This window comes from Variovorax sp. J31P207, from assembly GCF_030316965.1.
In the GTDB taxonomy this organism is placed as follows: Bacteria; Pseudomonadota; Gammaproteobacteria; order Burkholderiales; family Burkholderiaceae_C; genus Variovorax; species Variovorax ginsengisoli_B.
The window spans coordinates 126358-145000 of record NZ_JASZYN010000009.1; the positions used below are offsets into that span (position 1 = coordinate 126358).

The 18643-nt window shown below is 67.9% G+C and carries 20 protein-coding genes; 17 read left to right on the forward strand and 3 right to left on the reverse strand.

Features of this window, described 5'->3' with window-relative positions; translation table 11 throughout:
- Positions 1–23: 23 nt before the first annotated feature.
- Genes QTI68_RS27635 through QTI68_RS27665 form a run of 7 tightly spaced genes read left to right on the forward strand, consistent with a single transcriptional unit; the run spans position 24 to position 6675 of the window.
- Entirely contained in the window at positions 24–2963 is a 2940-nt protein-coding gene (locus QTI68_RS27635) for a monovalent cation/H+ antiporter subunit A (protein WP_286526310.1), read from the forward strand.
- Positions 2963–3316: a Na+/H+ antiporter subunit C gene (locus QTI68_RS27640; RefSeq protein ID WP_286526311.1), complete on the forward strand. Its 354-nt coding sequence runs from the start codon at positions 2963–2965 to the stop codon at positions 3314–3316. The genes QTI68_RS27635 and QTI68_RS27640 overlap by 1 nt, the downstream gene beginning before the upstream one ends.
- On the forward strand, positions 3313–5013 hold the full coding sequence (locus QTI68_RS27645; protein ID WP_286526312.1) for a monovalent cation/H+ antiporter subunit D: 1701 nt from the start codon (positions 3313–3315) through the stop codon (positions 5011–5013). The genes QTI68_RS27640 and QTI68_RS27645 overlap by 4 nt, the downstream gene beginning before the upstream one ends.
- Positions 5010–5504, forward strand: coding sequence for a Na+/H+ antiporter subunit E (locus QTI68_RS27650; RefSeq protein WP_503011745.1), 495 nt, complete (start codon positions 5010–5012; stop codon positions 5502–5504). The genes QTI68_RS27645 and QTI68_RS27650 overlap by 4 nt, the downstream gene beginning before the upstream one ends.
- Entirely contained in the window at positions 5501–5779 is a 279-nt protein-coding gene (locus QTI68_RS27655) for a K+/H+ antiporter subunit F (protein ID WP_286508199.1), read from the forward strand. The genes QTI68_RS27650 and QTI68_RS27655 overlap by 4 nt, the downstream gene beginning before the upstream one ends.
- Positions 5776–6111: a monovalent cation/H(+) antiporter subunit G gene (gene mnhG / locus QTI68_RS27660; RefSeq protein WP_286526313.1), complete on the forward strand. Its 336-nt coding sequence runs from the start codon at positions 5776–5778 to the stop codon at positions 6109–6111. The genes QTI68_RS27655 and mnhG overlap by 4 nt, the downstream gene beginning before the upstream one ends.
- A gap of 12 nt (positions 6112–6123) precedes the next feature.
- The gene (locus tag QTI68_RS27665) at positions 6124–6675 is read left to right on the forward strand and encodes a DedA family protein (protein ID WP_286526314.1); all 552 of its coding nucleotides are present in this window, start codon (positions 6124–6126) and stop codon (positions 6673–6675) included.
- Between the two features lie 15 nt (positions 6676–6690).
- On the opposite strand, the gene QTI68_RS27670 is transcribed toward QTI68_RS27665, so the two are convergent.
- Positions 6691–8034 carry an MFS transporter gene (locus QTI68_RS27670; RefSeq protein WP_286526315.1) on the reverse strand — a complete coding sequence of 448 codons (1344 nt, stop codon included), beginning with the start codon at positions 8032–8034 and terminating at the stop codon, positions 6691–6693.
- Positions 8035–8180: 146 nt separating this feature from the next.
- Here QTI68_RS27670 and cyoA point away from each other — a divergent pair, with 146 nt between their 5' ends.
- The 8 genes from cyoA to QTI68_RS27710 all read left to right on the forward strand — a co-directional run bounded on the left by cyoA (position 8181) and on the right by QTI68_RS27710 (position 15666).
- Positions 8181–9242 (forward strand): ubiquinol oxidase subunit II, encoded by a 1062-nt coding sequence (gene cyoA / locus QTI68_RS27675; protein WP_286526318.1) that lies wholly within the window; start codon positions 8181–8183, stop codon positions 9240–9242.
- Between the two features lie 2 nt (positions 9243–9244).
- A complete protein-coding gene (gene cyoB, locus QTI68_RS27680; RefSeq protein WP_286526319.1) occupies positions 9245–11248 on the forward strand; it encodes a cytochrome o ubiquinol oxidase subunit I in 2004 nt (667 codons plus the stop codon).
- On the forward strand, positions 11241–11882 hold the full coding sequence (cyoC, locus tag QTI68_RS27685) for a cytochrome o ubiquinol oxidase subunit III (protein WP_286526321.1): 642 nt from the start codon (positions 11241–11243) through the stop codon (positions 11880–11882). Before cyoB ends, cyoC begins: the two co-directional genes overlap by 8 nt.
- Positions 11879–12280: a cytochrome o ubiquinol oxidase subunit IV gene (gene cyoD / locus QTI68_RS27690; RefSeq protein ID WP_286526322.1), complete on the forward strand. Its 402-nt coding sequence runs from the start codon at positions 11879–11881 to the stop codon at positions 12278–12280. The genes cyoC and cyoD overlap by 4 nt, the downstream gene beginning before the upstream one ends.
- A gap of 23 nt (positions 12281–12303) precedes the next feature.
- Positions 12304–13053 (forward strand): SURF1 family protein, encoded by a 750-nt coding sequence (locus QTI68_RS27695; protein WP_286526323.1) that lies wholly within the window; start codon positions 12304–12306, stop codon positions 13051–13053.
- Positions 13037–14341: an ATP-binding protein gene (locus tag QTI68_RS27700; RefSeq protein WP_286526324.1), complete on the forward strand. Its 1305-nt coding sequence runs from the start codon at positions 13037–13039 to the stop codon at positions 14339–14341. Before QTI68_RS27695 ends, QTI68_RS27700 begins: the two co-directional genes overlap by 17 nt.
- Positions 14331–14867 carry a response regulator transcription factor gene (locus QTI68_RS27705; protein ID WP_286526325.1) on the forward strand — a complete coding sequence of 179 codons (537 nt, stop codon included), beginning with the start codon at positions 14331–14333 and terminating at the stop codon, positions 14865–14867. Before QTI68_RS27700 ends, QTI68_RS27705 begins: the two co-directional genes overlap by 11 nt.
- A 352-nt stretch (positions 14868–15219) precedes the next feature.
- Positions 15220–15666, forward strand: coding sequence for an NUDIX hydrolase (locus tag QTI68_RS27710; protein WP_286526326.1), 447 nt, complete (start codon positions 15220–15222; stop codon positions 15664–15666).
- Between the two features lie 46 nt (positions 15667–15712).
- Here QTI68_RS27710 and QTI68_RS27715 read toward each other — a convergent pair whose 3' ends face one another.
- Positions 15713–15904 carry a hypothetical protein gene (locus QTI68_RS27715; RefSeq protein WP_286526327.1) on the reverse strand — a complete coding sequence of 64 codons (192 nt, stop codon included), beginning with the start codon at positions 15902–15904 and terminating at the stop codon, positions 15713–15715.
- A gap of 391 nt (positions 15905–16295) precedes the next feature.
- Between QTI68_RS27715 and QTI68_RS27720 the strand changes: the two genes are divergently transcribed.
- The gene (locus QTI68_RS27720) at positions 16296–16511 is read left to right on the forward strand and encodes a hypothetical protein (RefSeq protein WP_286526328.1); all 216 of its coding nucleotides are present in this window, start codon (positions 16296–16298) and stop codon (positions 16509–16511) included.
- A gap of 29 nt (positions 16512–16540) precedes the next feature.
- On the opposite strand, the gene QTI68_RS27725 is transcribed toward QTI68_RS27720, so the two are convergent.
- The gene (locus tag QTI68_RS27725; protein WP_286526329.1) at positions 16541–17764 is read right to left on the reverse strand and encodes an NAD(P)/FAD-dependent oxidoreductase; all 1224 of its coding nucleotides are present in this window, start codon (positions 17762–17764) and stop codon (positions 16541–16543) included.
- A 153-nt stretch (positions 17765–17917) separates the two neighbouring features.
- Here QTI68_RS27725 and QTI68_RS27730 point away from each other — a divergent pair, with 153 nt between their 5' ends.
- Positions 17918–18607, forward strand: coding sequence for a glutathione S-transferase family protein (locus QTI68_RS27730; protein ID WP_286526330.1), 690 nt, complete (start codon positions 17918–17920; stop codon positions 18605–18607).
- The last annotated feature ends 36 nt before the right edge of the window (positions 18608–18643 follow it).

Genomic DNA, 18643 nt, shown 5'->3' on the forward strand with positions numbered 1-18643 from the left:
GCCGGTCGATAGAATCGGCCGCAATGCCCCTTGTCTTCCTCGTTGCCCTTCCCTTCGTCGCCAGCGTGCTCGCCGCGCTGCTGCCATCGGATGCGCGCAACCGGGAATCGACGCTGGCCGGATTGGTCGCGCTGGGCTGCGCGATCCAGGCCGCCTGGTTCTTTCCGAGCCTCGCCAACGGCAACGTGATCCGCCAGCGGGTCGAGTGGCTGCCCGTGCTCGGGCTCGACCTCACGTTCCGCATGGACGGCTTCGCCTGGCTGTTCTGCATGCTGGTGCTGGGCATCGGCGCGCTGGTGGTGCTCTATGCGCGCTACTACATGTCGGCCTCCGACCCGGTGCCGCGCTTCTTCTCGTTCTTCCTCGCCTTCATGGGCGCGATGATGGGCGTGGTGCTGTCGGGCAACCTGATCCAGATGGTGATGTTCTGGGAGCTCACCAGCCTGTTCTCGTTCCTGCTGATCGGCTACTGGCACCACCGGCGCGATGCCCGGCGCGGCGCCAGCATGGCGCTCACGGTCACCGCCGCCGGCGGGCTCTGCCTGCTGGCCGGGGTGCTGATCCTCGGGCGCATCGTCGGCAGCTACGACCTCGACATGGTGCTGGCCTCGGGCGACCTGATCCGCGCCAATCCGCTCTATCCCGCCGTGCTGGTGCTGGTGCTGCTGGGCGCCTTCACCAAGAGCGCGCAGTTTCCGTTCCACTTCTGGCTGCCGCGCGCGATGGCGGCACCGACGCCGGTGTCGGCCTACCTGCATTCGGCCACGATGGTGAAGCTCGGCGTGTTCCTGATGGCACGGCTGTGGCCGGTGCTGTCGGGCACCGAGCCCTGGTTCTGGCTGGTCGGCGGCGCCGGCGCGATCACCTTGCTGCTGGGCGGCTACATCGCCATGTTCCAGCGCGACCTGAAGGCGCTGCTGGCCTATTCGACCATCTCGCACCTCGGGCTCATCACGCTGCTGCTCGGGCTCAACAGCCCGCTGGCGGCGGTCGCGGCGGTGTTCCACATCATGAACCACGCGACCTTCAAAGCCTCGCTGTTCATGGCTGCCGGCATCATCGACCACGAGAGCGGCACCCGCGACATCAGCAAGCTCAGCGGCCTCATGAAGCTGATGCCGATCACCGGTACGCTGGCGATCATCGCCAGCGCCTCGATGGCCGGCGTGCCGCTGCTCAACGGCTTCCTGTCGAAGGAGATGTTCTTCGCCGAGACGGTCTTCATCCAGTCGAACGTCTGGGTCGACCGCGGCCTGCCGGTGATCGCCACGATCGCCGGGATCTTCAGCGTGGCCTACTCGGCCCGTTTCGTGTTCGATGTCTTCTTCGGTCCGCCGTGCGGGTCCGATGTCCCGAAGACGCCGCACGAGCCGCCGCACTGGATGCGGGTGCCGGCCGAGCTGCTGGTGCTGATCTGCCTGGTGGTCGGCATTGCGCCGGCCTGGTCGGTCGGTGCCTTCCTGGCCGCTGCAGCGGCGCCGGTGGTCGGCGGCGAGCTGCCGGCCTACAGCCTGGCGCTGTGGCACGGATTCAACCTGCCGCTCATGATGAGCTTCATCGCGCTGGCGGGCGGCGCCCTGCTCTACCTGCTGCAGCGGCACGGCCGCGCACGCGGCGTGCTCTCGACCACGCCGCTGCTGCATCGCTTCGACGGCCAGCGGATCTTCGAGAACCTGATGGCGCGCCTCAGCGAAGCCGGCCGCCGCAGCCGCCGGCTGCTCGGCACCCGCCGGCTGCAGATGCAGTTGCTGCTGCTGGTCGCCGTGGCGCTGGCAGGCGCCGGCGCGGCACTTTGGGTCACGCCGGTCACGCGCGGCTCGCGCGAACTGCTCACCTTCTCCCCGATGTTCGCGATGACCTGGCTGATCGGCGCCACCTGCGCGGTGAGCGCGGCCTGGCAGGCCAAGTTCCACCGGCTCGCTTCGCTGATGCTGGCCTCGGGCGCGGGCCTGGTGTGCTGCATCACCTATATCTGGTTCTCGGCGCCCGACCTGGCGCTGACGCAACTGGTGGTCGAGGCCGTCACCACGGTGCTGATCCTGCTCGGGCTGCGCTGGCTGCCGATGCGCAGCGCCAAGTCGGAACCGGTCGGCGCGCCACTGCGCCACTGGAGCCGGCGCGGACGCGACCTCGCCATCGCGATCGCCGCCGGCGCCGGCATGTCGGCCATCGCCTGGAGCGTCATGACGCGACCGTTCCCGCTCAGCATCTCGCCGTTCTTTCTCGACAACGCGCTGTTCCTGGGCGGCGGCAGCAACGTGGTCAACGTGATGCTGGTCGACTTCCGCGGCTTCGACACCTTCGGCGAGATCACGGTGCTCGGCGTGGTCGCGCTGACGGTGTATGCGCTGCTGCGGCGCTTCCGGCCGGCGATCGAGTCGATGGCGCTGCCGATCCAGCAGCGGCTGCAGCCGGCCGACGGCAGCAGCGACCTGCTCAATCCGCGCCGGGCCACCGACACGGCCGTCGGCTACCTGATGGTGCCGGCGGTGCTGGTGCGGCTGCTGCTGCCGCTGTCGGTGCTGGTCTCGGTCTATTTCTTCATGCGCGGCCACAACCAGCCGGGCGGCGGCTTCGTCGCCGGTCTTGTGATGTCGGTGGCACTGCTGCTGCAGTTCATCGTCTCGGGCACCGAATGGGTCGAGGAGCACCTGCGGATCTATCCGCGCCGCTGGATCGCGGTCGGCCTGCTGCTGGCGCTGGCCACCGGCGGCGGCGCGGTGGTGCTCGGCTATCCGTTCCTCACCACGCACACCGCGCACCTGCACCTGCCGTTGCTCGGCGAGGTTCACGTGCCGAGCGCGCTGTTCTTCGACATGGGCGTGTTCTCCCTGGTGCTCGGCGCGACCATGCTGATCCTCACCGCGCTGGCCCACCAGTCGGTGCGCAGCCATCGCTGGTCCGACGAGCAGGCCGAGCGGGAAGCCGCGCGCGTCGCGGCCGAAGCCGGAGCGCCCGCCTGATGGAAGTCGTGCTCGCCATCGCCATCGGCATCCTCACCGGGTCGGGCGTGTACCTGCTTCTGCGTCCGCGCACCTTCCAGGTGATCATGGGTCTCACCCTGATCTCGTACGCCGTCAACCTGTTCATCTTCAGCATGGGGCGGCTCAAGGTCGACAGCGAGCCGGTGCTCGAACCGGGCTTGGTCGCGACACTCGCCAACACCGCCGATCCGATGCCGCAGGCGCTGGTCCTGACCGCGATCGTGATCGGCTTCGCGATGACGGCGCTGTTCCTGGTCGTGCTGCTGGCCTCGCGCGGCCTCACCGGCACCGACCACGTCGACGGCCGGGAACGCACGGAGCCGCAGGAATGAACGAGCTCTTCGCCTTCCTCGACCGGCTGCTCGAGTTCAGCATGCCGCACCTGATCGCGGTGCCGATCCTGGTGCCGATGCTGACCGCCGCCCTGATGCTGCTGCTCGGCGAGGAACATCGCCGCAGCAAGTCGGCGCTCAGCGTGGCCTCGGGCCTGATCGGCCTGCTGACCGCGCTGGCCCTGCTGCGCTGGGTCAACGCGCCGGACACCGGCGGCGGCCCCGGCTCGATCGGCGTCTACCTGCCGGGCAACTGGCGCGCGCCCTTCGGCATCGTGCTGGTGGCCGACAGGCTGTCGACCATGATGGTCGCGCTGACCGGTGTGGTCGCCTTTGCCGCCTCGATCTACTCGACCTCGCGCTGGGACCGCGCGGGCGTCCATTTCCATCCGCTGCTGCAGCTGCAGCTGATGGGGCTCAACGGCGCCTTCCTCACCGGCGACCTGTTCAACCTGTTCGTCTTCTTCGAGGTCATGCTGGCCGCATCGTACGGGCTGCTGCTGCACGGCTCGGGGCGGCTGCGGGTGCAGGCCGGGCTGCACTACGTGGCCATCAACCTGGCCGCCTCGTCGCTGTTCCTGGTCGGCGCCGCACTGCTCTACGGCGTGACCGGCACGCTCAACATGGCCGACCTGGGCGTGCGCATCGCGCAGCTTGATCCCGCCGACCGCGGCCTGGTGCACGCGGCCGCGGCCATCCTCGGAACGGCCTTCTTCGCCAAGGCCGGCGCCTGGCCGCTCAATTTCTGGCTGGTGCCGGCCTACAGCGCGGCGGTGGCCCCCGTGGGGGCCGTGTTCTCGCTGCTGACCAAGCTGGGCATCTACACCATCCTGCGGCTCTGGACCGTGCTGTTCGCACCCGACACCGGCGCCTCGGCGCAGGTCGGCCAGGGCGTACTGACCACGATCGGCATGGCGACGCTGTTCGTCGGCGCCTTCGGCATCGTGGGCACCCAGCGGCTGTCGAACCTGGCCGGCTTCAGCGTGCTGGTCTCGGCCGGCACGCTGCTGGCGGCGATCGGCTTCGGCCAGCCGGCGATATGGGCCGGCGCGCTGTACTACCTGCTGACCTCGACCCTGGCGGTGGCCGCCTTCTTCATGCTGATCGACATGATCGAGCGCTGGCGCAACGAGGGCCGGAGCATCGCGCCGCACGAGGCGGCAGGCGATGCACCCTTCCTGTCCAAGGACCTGCGCCGGCTCGACGACGTCAACCTCGACGACGATGCGCAGGCGCTCTACGGCCGCGCCATCCCGGCCGGCGTCGCCTTCCTCGGGCTCAGTTTCGTCTGCTGCACGCTGCTGCTGGCGGGCATGCCGCCGCTGTCGGGCTTCGTCGGCAAGTTCGCGATGCTGTCGGGCCTGCTCGGCACCGAGCACGTCGCGCCGGCGGGCTGGGTCTTTCTCGGGCTGCTGATGTTCTCGGGCCTTTTCTCGCTGCTCGCACTGGGCCGCACCGGCATCCGGCATTTCTGGACCCAGGCCCACGCCACCTTGCCGGCCTTGCCCGCCCTCGAGGTGCTTCCGGTCGCGGCGCTGCTGGCCGCCTGCCTGGCGTTGACGATCGAAGCCGGCCCGGTGATGCACCACGCGGCCGCGACCGCCGAGGGCCTGTTCTCGCCCACCGCCTACCGCCGGGCGGTGCTCGGTGCGGCGCAGGTGCCCGATCCGCCCGCCAAGCCGGGAGCTGCGAAATGATCGCGCGCTGGCTGCCGGCGCCGTCGCTGTCGATCGCGCTGTTCGTGGTCTGGCTGCTGCTGAACCAGTCGCTCGATGCGGCCACCCTGCTGCTGGCGGCGATCCTCGCGATCGCGGTGCCGCTGCTGACCCAGTCGCTGCGGCCGGCCCGCGCGCACATGCGCCGGCCGGCGGTGGCGCTGCGGCTCTCGGGCGTGGTGGCCCATGACCTGGTCGAGTCGGCGCTGACGGTCGCGCGCCTGTTGCTGACCCGCCGCAGCGCACAGATGTCGCCTTGCTTCGTGCGCGTGCCGCTCGAGCTGCGCGATCCCAACGCGCTCGCGGTGCTGGCCATGATCATCTGCCTGACGCCGGGCACCGCCTGGGCCGAGATCGCGCTCGACCGCTCGACCCTGCTGATCCACGTGTTCGACCTCGACGACGTGCCGGCCTTCATCGCCATGGTCAAGACCCGCTATGAAGCCCCGCTGATGGAGATCTTCGAATCATGACGCCCGTGCTCTTCTGGGCCCTCAAGCTGGCGCTGCTGCTGCTGGCCGTGGCGATGCTGTGCGCGCTGTTCCGCCTGCTCGTCGGGCCGACCGCGCAAGACCGGGTGATGGCGCTCGACTGCCTCTACATCAACGGCATGCTCATGATGCTGGTGCTGGGCATCGTCTACGCGAGCAACGTCTACTTCGAGGCCGCGATGCTGATCGCGCTGTTCGGCTTCGTCGGCTCGACGGCGATCGCCAAGTTCCTGCTGCGCGGCGAGGTGATCGAATGAATGAGGCATTGCCACTGTGGGCCGAGGTGCTGACGGCCGTCTTCGCGGTGGTCGGCGCCGCGTTCGCCGCCATCGGCTCCTTCGGCCTGGTGCGCATCCCGACCTTCTTCCGCCGCATCCACGCGCCCACGCTGGGCGCGACGCTCGGCGTCTGGTGCATGACGCTGGCCACCATCATCTACTTCTCGGTGCAGGGGCGCAGCCTGTTCCTGCATGCGGTGCTGATCGCCCTCTTCGTCGCCCTCACCGCGCCGGTCACCACCATCTTCCTGATGCGCGCGGCGCTGTTCCGCGAGCGGCAGAAGAAAAGCGACGTCCCGCCGCCGGGCTGAGGCCTCCTTCCGATGCTGTCCCAGCTGCTCCAGCAATACGGCTACATCGTGGTCTTCGTGGCCGGCATCTTCGAGGGCGAGACGATCCTGATGCTGGGTGCCTTCGCGGTGCACCAGGGCTACCTCTCGCTGGGACCGCTGATCGCCTGCGGTGCGGCGGCGGCGTTCCTGACCGACCAGTTCTACTTCCACCTGGGGCGCCGCAAGGGCGCCGTGCTGCTGGCGAGCCGGCCCAAGCTGCGGGCCCACATCGAACGGGTCAACGGCTTCGTCGACCGACATCCGGTGGCGACCATCTTCCTGATGCGCTTCGCCTGGGGCCTGCGCATCGCGCTGCCGGCCACGCTGGGCATGGGCCCGATGCGGGCCCCGCTCTTCGCAGTGCTGGACGCCGTGGCCGCGCTGCTCTGGGCGACCGTCGTCAGCCTGTTCGGGCTCAAATTGACGGGCTGGCTGCACGCGGCGATCGGCCACCTGAAGCCGCACGAGCATCAATTGATCCTCGGCGCGCTGGTGATCACGCTGGCCGTGGCGCTGTGGCGCCAGTGGCACTCCCGGCGCTAGGCGCCGCGCGCCGAGCTATTCTCGGACTTCTTCCAGCGCCCGGTTGACCCGCAGCGCGGCCAGGGTGCACAGCGCGCCCGACAGCAGGTAGACGCTGACATAGCCCAGGCCGAAGTTGGCCGACAGGCCGAGCGCGACCAGCGGCGCGAAGGCGGCGCCGATCAGCCAGGCCAGGTCGGCCGTGAGCGCGGCGCCGGTGTAGCGGTACTTCGACTCGAAGTTGGCCGTCACCGCCCCGGCCGCCTGGCCATAGGACAGGCCCAGGATCACGAAGCCGACCAGGATGAAGACGTCCTGCCCGAGCTTGCCGCCGTCCAGCAGCGTCGGGGCGAAGCCGCTGAACACCGCGATCGCGACCGCCAGGCTGCCCAGGGTGTTGCGGCGGCCGATGCGGTCGGCGATCACGCCGGAGATCACGATGCCGATGGCACCGAGCACCGCGCCGACCATCTGGATGACCAGGAATTCGCTCACCGACTGGGTGGAGTAGAGGGTGATCCACGACAGCGGAAACACCGTGATCAGGTGGAACAGCGCGTAGCTGGCCAGGGCGGCGAAGGCGCCGATGACCAGGTTGGAGCCCTGCGAGCGGGTGATCTCGACCACGCTGGCGGGTTCGAGTTCGCGCTCTTCGAGCAGGCGGTCGTATTCATTGGTGGCCACCAACCGCAGGCGGGCGAACAGCGCGACGACATTGATCGCAAACGCCACGTAAAAGGTGTAACGCCATCCCCAGTCGAGGAAGTCCTCGGTCGACAGGCTGGAATACAGGAACGCGAACAGGGCGCTGGCAATGAAAAAGCCCACCGGCGCACCCAGTTGGCCCAGCATGGCGTACCAGCCGCGGCGGTTCGGCGGCGCATTGAGCGCCAGCAGCGAGGGCAGGCCGTCCCAGGAGCCGCCGAGCGCGATGCCCTGGCCGACGCGCAGGATCGACAGCGCGATGATCGAGGCGAAGCCCATGCTCGCATAGCCCGGCAGGAAGGCGATGCCGGCGGTCGAGATGCCGAGCATGAACAGCGCCGCCGTCAGCTTGGCCTCGCGCCCGAAGCGGCGCTGGATCGCCATCGAGGCCACGGTGCCGAAGGGCCGGGCAATGAAGGCGAAGGAGAAGATCACGAAGGCGTAGAGCGTGCCCTCGAGGCGGTTTTCCATCGGAAAGAAGACCGCCGGGAACACCAGCACCGAGGCGATGCCGTAGACGAAGAAGTCGAAATACTCGGAGGCGCGGCCGATGATCACGCCGACCGCGATCTCGCCCGGGGCGATCGGCGAATGGTCCGAGGCGGCGTCGGGGCCGTCGTGCTGGGTGTCGTGCAGCGGCGAGGAGCCGCCGGGACTGATGCTGGACGTCGTCATTTCTGCTTTTGGGTCGTGTTCAACTGGATTCCCCGAGGGTCTCACTGAATCGAGATTGCCGCCATAGGACAAAACGTCCAATATCCCGCAGTCGCCAAACGAAGTAGATTGTGGTCCCTTTGCGCACCAAACGCTCATCCTCCGGCATGCCTCCCCTCAAGAACTTCCGCGGACTGCTCCTGCTCCCGCTCGCCCTGTTGGCGGGCTGCGACATGGTGCTGTTCAATGCGTCCGGCGACATCGCGCGCCAGCAAGGCCAGCTGATCGTGGTCTCCACGGTCCTGATGCTGCTGATCATCGTGCCGGTGATCGGTCTCACCATCTATTTCGCCTGGCGCTACCGGCAGACGAACAAGGAGGCGAACTATTCGCCCGACTGGGACCACTCCACCGAGCTCGAACTGGCGATCTGGGGCGCGCCGCTGATGATCATCATCGCCCTCGGCGCGATCACCTGGATCAGCACCCACACCCTCGACCCCTACCGCCCGCTGCGCCGCATCGAGCCCGGCCGCCCGGTGCCGTCCGAGGTCAAGCCGCTGACCGTCGAGGTGGTGGCCCTCGACTGGAAGTGGCTGTTCATCTACCCGGAGCAGGGCATCGCCACGGTGAACGAACTGGCGGCGCCGATCGACCGCCCGATCGTCTTCAAGATCACCGCCTCCTCGGTGATGAACTCCTTCTTCATCCCGGCGCTGGCCGGCCAGATCTACGCCATGCCGGGCATGGAGACCAAGCTCAACGCGGTCATCAACAAGCCCGGTGACTTCGAAGGCTTCTCGGCCAACTACAGCGGCGCCGGCTTCTCCGGCATGCGCTTCCGCTTCCATGGCGTGAGCGAGCCCGACTTCGAGGCCTGGGTCCAGAAGTCGAAGACCGCCGGCGGCGCGCTGACCCGCGCGGCCTACCTCGAACTCGAGCGCCCCAGCGAGCGCGATCCGGTGCGCCGCTTCGCCAGCGTCGAGCCCGACCTCTACCATGCGATCGTCAACCGTTGCGTCGACCGCAACAAGATGTGCATGGAGCAGATGATGGCCATCGACGCCGATGGCGGCCTCGGCAAGGTCGGCGCCTACAACGTCTCGCCGCGCCCCTGGCAGCCCGACGCCAGCATCCCGCCCCGCACCTACGTGACGGCCATGTGCAGCGTCAACGACCCCGCCGGACTTTCGCTTCCGCTTTCCACCGCCCGCATCCGAGAAGAATAAAGATGCTCGACCATCTCGACTTGACGAAGCTCGTCTTCGGCCGCCTCTCCTGGGAGGCCATCCCCCTCCACGAACCGATCCTGCTGTTCACCTTCATCGCCGTCGTTCTCGGCGGCGTGGCGGTGCTCGGCGCGATCACTTATTTCCGTGTCTGGGGCACGTTGTGGCGCGACTGGATCACCAGCATCGACCACAAGAAGATCGGCATCATGTACATCATCCTCGGCCTGGTGATGCTGCTGCGCGGCTTCTCCGACGCGATCATGATGCGGGCCCAGCAGGCCTTCGCCTTCGGCGACAACGCAGGCTTCCTGCCGCCGCACCACTACGACCAGATCTTCACCGCCCACGGCGTGATCATGATCTTCTTCGTCGCGATGCCGCTGGTGACGGGCCTGATGAACTTCGTCGTGCCGCTGCAGATCGGTGCCCGCGACGTCGCCTTCCCGTTCCTGAACAACTTCAGCTTCTGGATGACCACCTTCGGCGCCGGCCTGGTGATGGCCTCGCTGTTCGTGGGCGAGTTCGCGCGCACCGGCTGGCTGGCCTACCCGCCGCTGTCGGGGCTGGAGTTCAGTCCGGACGTCGGGGTCGACTACTACATATGGTCCTTGCAGATCGCGGGGGTCGGCACATTGCTGTCGGGCATCAACCTGATCGCGACCATCGTCAAGATGCGCGCCCCGGGCATGTCGCTGATGAAGATGCCGGTGTTCACCTGGACCGCGCTCTGCACCAACATCCTGATCGTCGCCGCCTTCCCGGTGCTGACCGCCGTGCTGGCCCTGCTGTCGCTCGACCGCTACGTCGGCACCAACTTCTTCACGAACGACTTCGGCGGCAACGCGATGATGTACGTGAACCTGATCTGGATCTGGGGCCACCCCGAGGTCTACATCCTGATCCTGCCGGCCTTCGGCGTGTTCTCCGAAGTCGTCGCCACCTTCTGCGGCAAGCGCCTGTTCGGCTATGCGTCGATGGTCTATGCCACGCTGGTGATCACGATCCTGTCGTACCTCGTGTGGCTGCACCACTTCTTCACGATGGGCTCGGGCGCCAGCGTCAATTCGTTCTTCGGCATCACGACGATGATCATCTCGATCCCGACCGGGGCGAAGATCTTCAACTGGCTGTTCACGATGTACAAGGGCCGCATCCGCTTCGAGCTGCCCATGCTCTGGACCATCGCCTTCATGATCACCTTCGTGATCGGCGGCATGACCGGGGTGCTGCTGGCGGTTCCGCCGGCCGACTTCGTGCTCCACAACAGCCTGTTCCTGATCGCCCACTTCCACAACGTGATCATCGGCGGCGTGCTGTTCGGCCTGCTGGCCGGCATCACCTACTGGTATCCGAAGGCCTTCGGCTACAAGCTCGACGAGTTCTGGGGCAAGTGCTCGTTCTGGTTCTGGGTCATCGGCTTCTACTTCGCCTTCATGCCGCTGTACGTGCTGGGCCTGATGGGCGTGACCCGCCGCCTGAGCCACTTCGAGGACCCGTCCTACCAGATCTGGTTCCAGATCGCGGCCTTCGGCGCCGTGTTGATCGCCCTGGGCATCGCCTGCTTCCTGATCCAGCTCGTAGTGAGCTACGTGCGCCGCGATTCGCTGCGCGACCTGACCGGCGACCCGTGGGACGGCCGCACCCTCGAGTGGTCGACCTCCTCGCCGCCGCCGGCCTACAACTTCGCCTTCACGCCCCGCGTGTACGACAACGACGCCTGGACCTACATGAAGAAGCACGGCTACGTGCGGCCGCTCGAAGGCTTCATCCCGATCCACATGCCGAAGAACACCGGCGCCGGCTTCATCATCGCGGCCCTGGCCGCGGCCTGCGGCTTCACGCTGATCTGGCAGATGTGGCTGCTGGCCGGCGTGTCCTTCGTCGCCATGCTGCTCGCCGTGATCATCCACACCTTCAACTACAAGCGCGACTACCACATCCCCACCGAGGAAGTCGTCCGCACCGAAGGCGCCCGTACCCGCCTGCTCGCCGGCCATGTCTGATACCACCGTCCTCTCCTCCAACGGCGCCGTGAGCGCCGGCCAGCACCCGCTCTTCCACCTGCCGGGCGAGCATCACCCGGAGAACGGCACCCTGCTCGGGTTCTGGCTCTACCTGATGAGCGACTGCCTGGTGTTCGCCTGCCTGTTCGCGGTCTACGCGGTCCTGGGCCGCAACTTCGCGGCCGGCCCTTCGGGCGCCGACCTGTTCGACCTCCGGCTGGTGGCGCTCAACACCGCCTTCCTGCTGTTCTCGTCGATCACCTACGGCTTCGCAATGATCGAGATGCAGCGCAAGCGCATGGGCGCCACGATGGCCTGGCTGGCCATCACGGCCCTGTTCGGCGCCGCGTTCATCAGCGTCGAACTGTACGAGTTCGCGCACCTGATCCGCGAAGGCGCCGTGCCGCAGCGCAGCGCCTTCCTGTCGTCGTTCTTCGCACTGGTCGGCACCCACGGCCTGCACGTCACCTTCGGCCTGGTCTGGCTGGTGGTGCTGATGGTGCAGGTGACCAAGCGCGGCTTCATCGCCGAGAACCGCCGCCGGCTGATGTGCCTGTCGATGTTCTGGCACTTTCTGGACGTGGTCTGGATCGGCGTCTTCACCTTCGTGTACCTGATGGGAGTGTTGCCATGAGCGCGCACAACGAACACGCCGCCCACGGCGGCCATGGCGATCACCACGACGACCATGACGACGGCGCCCCGCACGCCACCGTCAAGGGCTACCTGACCGGCTTCATCCTGTCGCTGATCCTGACCGCGATCCCGTTCTGGATCGTGATGGGCAACGTGTTCGAGAAGAGCAGCACGACCGCCTTCGTGATCCTCGCCTTCGCAGCCGTGCAGATCGTCGTCCACATGATCTACTTCCTGCACATGAACGCGAAGTCCGAGCATGGCTGGACCATGCTGGCCCTGATCTTCACGGTGGTGGTGGTCGTGATCACGCTGAGCGGCTCGCTGTGGGTGATGTATCACATGAACCACAACATGATGCCGGGCCTGATGAACGAGACGCACAAGATGCCTTGACCGGCCCAAGGCACGGCGCTTCGGTGAGGAGACTTCTTCCGCGGCTGGCGCTGGCCTTGTGCGCGCTCTCGGCCTTCGCGGGCTTCTTCGCGCTCGGCACCTGGCAGCTCGAGCGCCGGGCCTGGAAGCTGGACCTGATCGAGCGCATCGACCAGCGGGTCCACGCGCCTGCCGTCGACGCACCGGCACCCGGCCAATGGCCGCGCGTCAACCGGGCCGACGACGAATACCGGCATGTGCTTGCCACCGGCCGCTTCCTCCACGACCGCGAGACCCTGGTCCAGGCCACGACCGAACTGGGCAGCGGCTACTGGGTGCTGACGCCCCTGCGCATGGCCGACGGCCGCTCGCTGCTGGTCAACCGCGGCTTCGTGTCGCCGGCGCAGCAGAAGGAGCGTGCGGCGCGCCGCGAAGGCGAGCCGGCTGAAGCGGCCACCGTCACCGGCCTGCTGCGGATGACCGAGCCGCGCGGCGCCCTGCTGCGCGACAACGACCCGGCCGCCGATCGCTGGTATTCGCGCGACGTGCAGGCGATCGCGCTGGCGCGCGGCCTGAGCGACGTCGCGCCCTACTTCGTCGATGCCGATGCAGGGACGGCGGCGCCTGGTGGCCCGGTCGGCGGCCTGACCGTGATCGCCTTTCCCAACAACCACCTGGTCTACGCCCTGACCTGGTATGCCCTGGCCCTGATGGTCGCGGGCGCGACCTGGATCGTGGTCCGCCAGGAACGCCGGCGCGCCGAGGAAGGAAGCCCCGATGGCTCGCACGACTGACTACGGCGACGCCACCGGCCTCGAGAACATGCAGCAGCTGATCCAGCTGCGCTGGATGGCGGTGGTCGGCCAGGTGGCGACCATCGCGGTGGTGCACTACGGCTTCGGCATCCGCCTGCCGCTCGACCAGATGCTGGCGGTGCTGGCCTTCCTGGCCGCCTTCAATGCCGCCAGCCAGCTGCGCTGGCGCATCCACCGCGACGTCAGCAACGGCGAGCTCTTCGTCGCCCTGCTGGTCGACGTCGCGATGCTGACCGCGCAGCTCTACCTGAGCGGCGGTGCCGCCAACCCCTTCGTCTTCCTGTACCTGCTGCAGGTGATCCTGGGCGCGGTGCTGCTGGAGGCCTGGTCGACCTGGACCATCGTCGGCATCACCAGCGCCTGCTTCGCCGGGCTGGCGATCTTCAGCGGTCCGCTGCAGCTGCCGATCGAGCATGGGCGCGGCCTGCTGAGCCCGTACATCCTGGGCATGCTGATCTGCTTCGGCCTCAACGCGGCGCTGCTGGTGGTGTTCATCAGCCGCATCAGCCGCAACCTGCGGGCCCGCGACGCCCGCTTGGCCGCGCTGCGTGAACGGGCCGCCGAGGAAGAGCACATCGTGCGCATGGGCCTGCTGGCCTCGGGCGCCGCGCACGACCTGGGCACGCCGCTGGCCACGCTGTCGGTGATCCTCGGCGACTGGCGGCATCTGCCGCATTTCACCTCCGACCCCGAGCTGCTGGCCGAGATCGACGAAATGCAGGCCCAGGTGCAGCGCTGCAAGGCCACCCTGAGCGGCATCCTGCTGTCGGCCGGCGAGGCGCGCGGAGAGTCTTCGCTCGAAACCACGGTCAGCACCTTTCTCGACGACACGGCCGAGGAGTGGCGGGCGACGCGGCCGGTGCTGGCCTTCGAGTACGAGAACCGCTTCGGCCACGACCTGCCGATGGTTTCCGACTCGGCCCTGAAGCAGACCCTTTGCAACGTGCTCGACAATGCGCTGCAGGCGTCGCCCGACTGGGTGCGCCTCGAAGCGACCCATGACGGCGACACCCTGCGGCTCACGGTGACCGATGCCGGGCCTGGCTTCGCACCCGGGATGCTGGCCGATTTCGGCAAGCCCTACCTGTCGACCAAGGGCCGGCCGGAAGGCGGGCTCGGGCTGTTCCTGGTGGTCAACGTGGCGCGCACGCTGGGCGGCAAGGTGAGCGCGCGCAACCGCCCCGAAGGCGGCGCCGAAGTGACGCTGACCCTGCCTCTGGCATCGATCATTCTCGAAGAAGAGGAAGACGAAGGAAATGGAAGCTGAACGCCTGCTGCTGATCGTCGAGGACGACGCGGCCTTCGCCCGCACGCTCGGGCGCTCGTTCGAGCGGCGCGGCTACACGGTGCTGCTGGCGGCCAACGTCGACGAGGTCGCTTCCCTGCTCCAGGCCCATTCGCCGCGCTACGCGGTGGTCGATCTCAAGCTCAGCGGCGAGGCCTCGGGGCTGGCCTGCGTCCAACTCTTGAACCGGCACGATCCGGCGATGCTGATCGTGGTGCTGACCGGCTTCGCCAGCATCGCCACCGCGGTCGAGGCGATCAAGCTGGGCGCCTGCCACTACCTGGCCAAACCCTCCAACACCGACGACATCGAGGCCGCCTTCGGCCGCGCCGAGGGCGACACCGACATCGAGCTGACCAACCGCTCGACCTCGATCAAGACGCTCGAATGGGAGCGCATCCACGAGACGCTGGCCGAAACCGGCTTCAATATTTCCGAGACGGCGCGGCGGCTCGGGATGCATCGGCGGACGCTGGCCCGCAAGCTGGTCAAGCAGCAGGTCAAATAAGACGGCCACGGGCGCCGGACTTGTACCGGGCTTCTGTGGATAACGCTGTGCGAAGGGCGTGGAAGCGAATGCACGGGCCCAGTCCCCATGCGGGTTCCCACCGCATTGCCTGCAAAACGGGCAGGCTGGCGGCCGTGGAAAACTCGCGGCGCAGGTGCCCGGCGTGTTGTCGCCGTAGAACGTGCCGTGCCGCCCGGTGTAGCGGGAAAGCTTCGCCACCGCAGGACATTTCCCTCAAAGAAGACAGATCCACCCAAGGGCTATGCAAGAAACAATGGACTCCGCAAAAAGCCATTGACTTGGCCCAATCAGCGCCAACGCAAATTCTCAAGAATCCGTTCTCTCACAAGCCATGTCCGATCGCATTCAATCGTCGATACGCAGACCCGTTGCAGCGATCATTTCCGTTGTGATCTGCAAGCGCGAAGTCTTGTTGGTACGTCGTGCCAACCGTCCTGACGCCGGGCGCTGGGGTTTCCCTGGAGGCAAGATCGAGTTGGGCGAGTCGATCCGAGCAGCCGCCATGCGCGAACTCTTCGAGGAAACGCAAGTTCGGGCCGAGGTGCTGCAGGCGTACACCGCGATCGACGCATTCGACCTAGATGAGGATGGGACTATGAATCAGCACTTCGTTCTGGTCGGCGTCGCGTGTCGCTGGCTCTCCGGCGAGCCGCGCGCGGGGGATGATGCGCTGGAGGCGCGCTGGTTCCCGTTGAAGGGGTTGATATCAGCCGACCCTGCGATGAGTTCTGGCGTTGCCGAAATGGCACGCCAAGCGGCGACTCTGGTGGAGACTTGAGCACCGTAGTAATCGCCAACGCAGAGTGGCCCTATATGACCACTCCTCAGAGGGCGACGACATACTTGAAACCGACGCCCAGCGCCACCGCCAGCACGACCAAGAAGAACAGCCGCCCCCATCGGACGCGGGGGTGACTGTTCAGATCGTGCAGTTCGGAGCGGTGGAGGCCCGAAAACGACGTCGAATCAGGCTTGTCCCGGGCCCAGTCGTGGAAGTTGTCTCGGTCGGTGTTCATGTAATACATTTTAACTAACATTACATGATTTTTGACAAGGGCTACGTTCGGGTTCTGTCCATTTGTTCCTCGGTTTGGGGCGGGCTCACGCCGACGGCGTACTCTGCTCCGCGAATGTCCCCCGGCCTGCGGCCTCCTCCTTTATTTCGCTGCGCAGAGCACACCATCGGCGTGAGCCGTCAAGCCGGTCGTTCATCCTCCGCCAGCGCCCCACGGCGCTACCCGTGCCGAGGGCACCGGGTGGCCCCCGCAGCGAAGTAAAGGAGGAGCCGAAGGCGGGGGACATGAGCGGAGGGGGCCACCCGGTGTCCTCGGCACGCGCCCCGAAGATCGCACGTAACGTAGGCCTTCTCCTACAGAAAAGCCCAAGCGAAACGCCCACCATCAAGGCATGAAAAATCCGATCAAACTCGTTATCGACGAGCCGGCGCCCGGGTCTTTTCTCTGGACGCTGCTCGAATGCGACGCCGGTGGCGTCCCCCACAAGGTGGTGCGCGCCGCCGAATACGGCGCCGACACCTACGAGGCCGCGCTGGCGGCCGGCACCCGCATGATGGACGCCGAGATTCGCAAGAATCTCGCGCCGCGTCCGGCGGGCGTGTCCTGAACCTGCCGGCGGCCGCGGCCTGTTGACCCTCAGGCCAGGTGCGTCTTGAGCGGCACGGCCGGATCGGCCGCGACCGCCGGGTCGGGGCTGCGCCCCGCTTCCAGCAGCTTGCGGCTCATCATGTGGTCGACCGGCGCGTTGACCGATTCGACGCAACGCAGTTGGTCGTCCACGTAGTGCAGCAGCGAGAACGAGGCCGCGCTGGCCCCGGGCCGCCGCACCGTGACGTGGCCAGGCGTGCCGGGCGCCGGCACCAGGCCGGCCATCTGCAGCCGCAAGCTGCCCTGATCGGACCAGAACCACGGCACCGCGTCATGCGGCCGCGGCGCACCGGTCAGGGTCGCCACGGCGGTGCGGGCCTGGTCGTTGGCGTTCTGCACCGACTCCAGGCGCAGCGCCTGGCCGGCGCGCCGGTCCGGGAAGCGCGTGCAATCGCCCACTGCGAGCACGCGCTCGTCGCTGGTCTGCATGTAGGCGTCGACCACGATGCCGTCGGCGCACTCCAGGCCGGCGGCCTCGGCCAGCGCGGTCTCGGGCACCGCACCGATGCCGAGCAGCAGCAGGTCGATCGGCTGCAGCGCGCCGTCGACCTCGATCGCCATCAGCCGCGGGCCGTCGATCTGCAACACACCGCTCTGCACGCCCACGCGCAGGTCCATGCCGGCGGCGCGGTGGGTCGCCAGCACGTGCGCCGACAGCTCGGGCGACACGGCGCGGCTCAACAGCCGCGGCGCGCTTTCGAGCACCAGCACCTGCTTGCCGAGCGCCAGCGCGGTGGCGGCCACCTCGAGGCCGATGAAGCCGCCGCCGAGCACGGTCACGTGCTGCGCCGCGGCCAGCAGGCTGCGCAACTGCGCCGCTTCGTCGGCGGCGCGCAGCAGGGCCACGTTGGACAGCCCCGCCAGCGCCGACAGGCGGCGGGCACGGGTGCCGGTCGCGAGCACCAGGCGTTCCCAGCCGAGCACGGTCCCCGATTGCAGCGTGACCGTGCGGGCGGCGCGGTCGATCGCCAGCGCCGCATCGCCCAGGTGCATCGTGATGCCCGATTCCGCATACCAGGCTTCGGCCCGATGCTGCTGCGGCTGCTCGTCCGGGCTCTTCAGGAAGGTCTTGGACAGCGGCGGCCGGTGATAGGGAATGGTCGCTTCCTCGCAGACCAGGTGGACGCGCCCGCCCTGCCCGGCCTCGGCCAGGCCGGCGCACAGCTGGGCGGCGGCATGGCCGCCTCCGACGATGACGATGTTGGTGCTCATGAATGCTTTCTGTCGTGTGGCAGCCGATCGGCCCGGGTCCCCGGGGTCGCTGCAGCGCACCCACCGAATGCTACTGCGCCCCGGGCTGGACTTGGGCTTAGGATGGCGGACGCCGAACGACGGCGCGTTCGCCGCCAGGAGACAAGGACCCGCATGATCGAGCTCTATCACTGTGTCAGCGCACGTTCGTTCCGCCCGCTCTGGGCGCTCGAGGAACTGGGCGCGCCCTACCAGTTGCGCATGCTGCCCTTTCCGCCGCGCGCGCTCCAGCGCAGCTACCTCGCGCTCAACCCGCTCGGCACCGTGCCCCTGCTGCTCGACGGCGCCACGCGCATGACCGAATCGTCGGCCATGTGCCAGTACCTGGTGCAGCGCTGCGACCCCGGCAACCGGCACGGGCTGGCGGTGCGGCCCGACGAGCCCGGCTTCGGCGCCTGGCTCAACTGGCTGCACCACGGCGAGGCCACGCTGACCTTCCCGCAGACCATCGTGCTGCGCTACGGCCGCTTCGAGCCCGAGGAGCGCAAGCTGCCGCAGGCGGCGGACGACTATGCCAAGTGGTTCATCGCCCGCCTGCGCGGCATCGACGCGGTGCTGCAGCAGCATGCCTTCCTGGCCGCCGACCGCTTCACGGTGGCCGACATCTCGGTCGGCTACGCGCTGCTGCTGGCCAACGAACTCGACCTGGTGCCGCGCTTCCCGGCCGCGGTGGCCGCGTACTGGGACCGGCTGCAGCAACGCGACGGCTTCCGGCGCGCGCTGGCCGCGCAGCACGACGCGGCCGTGGCGCAGGGTGTCTCGCCCTGGACCTCGACGCGTCCGCCGCCGGTGGAGTCCGCCTGATGCCGCCGCCGACCTGTCGCATTGACGGCGGCCCCG

Bases quoted from the DNA above. Each gene is read 5' to 3' on its own strand.
- QTI68_RS27665 (WP_286526314.1), top strand. From the start codon at position 6,124: ATGCTGTCCCAGCTGCTCCAGCAATACGGCTACATCGTGGTCTTCGTG.
- QTI68_RS27715 (WP_286526327.1), bottom strand. From the start codon at position 15,904: ATGAACACCGACCGAGACAACTTCCACGACTGGGCCCGGGACAAGCCT.
- QTI68_RS27725 (WP_286526329.1), bottom strand. From the start codon at position 17,764: ATGAGCACCAACATCGTCATCGTCGGAGGCGGCCATGCCGCCGCCCAG.
- QTI68_RS27655 (WP_286508199.1), top strand. From the start codon at position 5,501: ATGACGCCCGTGCTCTTCTGGGCCCTCAAGCTGGCGCTGCTGCTGCTG.
- QTI68_RS27650 (WP_503011745.1), top strand. From the start codon at position 5,010: ATGATCGCGCGCTGGCTGCCGGCGCCGTCGCTGTCGATCGCGCTGTTC.
- cyoB (WP_286526319.1), top strand. From the start codon at position 9,245: ATGCTCGACCATCTCGACTTGACGAAGCTCGTCTTCGGCCGCCTCTCC.
- QTI68_RS27640 (WP_286526311.1), top strand. From the start codon at position 2,963: ATGGAAGTCGTGCTCGCCATCGCCATCGGCATCCTCACCGGGTCGGGC.
- cyoA (WP_286526318.1), top strand. From the start codon at position 8,181: ATGCCTCCCCTCAAGAACTTCCGCGGACTGCTCCTGCTCCCGCTCGCC.
- QTI68_RS27635 (WP_286526310.1), top strand. From the start codon at position 24: ATGCCCCTTGTCTTCCTCGTTGCCCTTCCCTTCGTCGCCAGCGTGCTC.
- QTI68_RS27700 (WP_286526324.1), top strand. From the start codon at position 13,037: ATGGCTCGCACGACTGACTACGGCGACGCCACCGGCCTCGAGAACATG.
- QTI68_RS27705 (WP_286526325.1), top strand. From the start codon at position 14,331: ATGGAAGCTGAACGCCTGCTGCTGATCGTCGAGGACGACGCGGCCTTC.
- QTI68_RS27710 (WP_286526326.1), top strand. From the start codon at position 15,220: ATGTCCGATCGCATTCAATCGTCGATACGCAGACCCGTTGCAGCGATC.
- QTI68_RS27720 (WP_286526328.1), top strand. From the start codon at position 16,296: ATGAAAAATCCGATCAAACTCGTTATCGACGAGCCGGCGCCCGGGTCT.
- cyoD (WP_286526322.1), top strand. From the start codon at position 11,879: ATGAGCGCGCACAACGAACACGCCGCCCACGGCGGCCATGGCGATCAC.
- QTI68_RS27645 (WP_286526312.1), top strand. From the start codon at position 3,313: ATGAACGAGCTCTTCGCCTTCCTCGACCGGCTGCTCGAGTTCAGCATG.
- mnhG (WP_286526313.1), top strand. From the start codon at position 5,776: ATGAATGAGGCATTGCCACTGTGGGCCGAGGTGCTGACGGCCGTCTTC.
- QTI68_RS27670 (WP_286526315.1), bottom strand. From the start codon at position 8,034: ATGACGACGTCCAGCATCAGTCCCGGCGGCTCCTCGCCGCTGCACGAC.
- QTI68_RS27730 (WP_286526330.1), top strand. From the start codon at position 17,918: ATGATCGAGCTCTATCACTGTGTCAGCGCACGTTCGTTCCGCCCGCTC.
- cyoC (WP_286526321.1), top strand. From the start codon at position 11,241: ATGTCTGATACCACCGTCCTCTCCTCCAACGGCGCCGTGAGCGCCGGC.